General features: G+C 42.6%; 1 pseudogene. It reads left to right on the top strand.

Features of this window, described 5'->3' with window-relative positions:
• A pseudogene (locus LA313_RS11150) lies at positions 1 to 859 on the top strand (hypothetical protein); the annotation flags it as partial.

Genomic DNA, 859 nt, shown 5'->3' with positions numbered 1-859 from the left:
TTGATGAACCTGTATATGCAGGAGTAGATGGTAGTGCTGAATATTGTGAAGATGATAGTGCATTGTCCTCAATAGATCTGTTCTTTATTATTACAGACGAGGAGCCTGGTGGTAGCTGGGCGGATACTGATGGCAGTGGTGTGGATCTTAGTGATCCAACCATGGTAGACTTTAGCAGTCTTGGTTTTGGTACTTATACCTTTACTTACACAGTAAGTCCTGCAGATGCGAATTCAACTTGTCCTGATGATTATTCGATAGCAAGTATCACCATTGATGAAGCATTATATGCTGGTGAAGATGGCGATGATCGTTTTTGTGAGGGAGATGAGGGCAAGGATGCAGTAAATCTCTTTGATCTTATTGCCAATGAGGATGCTGGTGGTATCTGGGCTGACACAGATGGCAGCGGAGTAGATATCAGTGATCCAACGATGGTTGATTTTACCGGTCTGGTTGCCGGTTCATATACTTTCACTTATACAGTAACACCTGGTGAGGGATCTGAATGTCTTGCTGACAGTTCTGAAGTAGAGATTGTAATTGATGAACCTGTATATGCAGGAGTAGATGGTAGTGCTGAATATTGTGAAGATGATACTGGATTGTCCTCAATAGATCTGTTCACTATTATTACAGACGAGGAGCCCGGTGGTAGCTGGGCGGATACTGATGGTAGTGGTGTAGATCTTAGTGATCCAACCATGGTAGACTTTAGCAGTCTTGGTTTTGGTACTTATACCTTTACTTACACAGTAAGTCCTGCAGATGCGAATTCAACTTGTCCAGACGATTATTCAATAGCAAGTATCACCATTGATGAAGCATTATATGCCGGTGAAGATGGCGAGGATCGTTT

The organism is Salinimicrobium sediminilitoris (assembly GCF_020866905.1).
Taxonomy (GTDB): domain Bacteria; phylum Bacteroidota; class Bacteroidia; order Flavobacteriales; family Flavobacteriaceae; genus Salinimicrobium; species Salinimicrobium sediminilitoris.
Note: the sequence above shows the minus strand (reverse complement) of the source record. Positions and strands in the feature narration are given on the sequence as shown.